This is a genomic window from Microbispora sp. H10885, assembly GCF_014161415.1.
GTDB classification, from domain to species: Bacteria; Actinomycetota; Actinomycetes; order Streptosporangiales; family Streptosporangiaceae; genus Microbispora; species Microbispora triticiradicis.
In genome coordinates, this window is record NZ_JABBWY010000036.1 from 1 (window position 1) to 788 (window position 788).

1 rRNA gene is annotated in these 788 nt (G+C 57.9%); it reads left to right on the forward strand.

The window, feature by feature from the left end:
* Positions 1-747, forward strand: a 23S ribosomal RNA gene (locus HHX37_RS35375); the annotation flags it as partial.
* Positions 748-788: the final 41 nt, after the last annotated feature.

Genomic DNA, 788 nt, shown 5'->3' on the forward strand with positions numbered 1-788 from the left:
GTGGAGTCATTGGTGAAATACCACTCTGGTCGTTTTGGACGTCTAACCCGCGCCCGTGAATCCGGGTGGGGGACAGTGTCTGGTGGGTAGTTTAACTGGGGCGGTTGCCTCCTAAAAGGTAACGGAGGCGCCCAAAGGTTCCCTCAGCCTGGTTGGCAATCAGGTGTCGAGTGTAAGTGCACAAGGGAGCTTGACTGTGAGACTGACGGGTCGAGCAGGAGCGAAAGCTGGGACTAGTGATCCGGCATCGGCGTGTGGAAGCGGTGTCGCTCAACGGCTAAAAGGTACCCCGGGGATAACAGGCTGATCTTCCCCAAGAGTCCATATCGACGGGATGGTTTGGCACCTCGATGTCGGCTCGTCGCATCCTGGGGCTGGAGTAGGTCCCAAGGGTTGGGCTGTTCGCCCATTAAAGCGGTACGCGAGCTGGGTTTAGAACGTCGCGAGACAGTTCGGTCCCTATCCGCTGCGCGCGCAGGAGACTTGCGAGGGGCTGTCCCTAGTACGAGAGGACCGGGACGGACGAACCTCTGGTGTGCCAGTTGTTCCGCCAGGAGCACGGCTGGTTGGCTACGTTCGGTAGGGATAACCGCTGAAAGCATCTAAGCGGGAAGCTCGCCTCAAGATGAGGTCTCCCACCACGAGAGTGGGTAAGGCTCCCTATAGACGATGGGGTTGATAGGCCGGAAGTGGAAGCGTAGTAATGCGTGGAGCTGACCGGTACTAATAGGCCGAGGACTTGACCATATTATGCTCGCGTTCACTATGTGATCTCAGAGACAGCAACC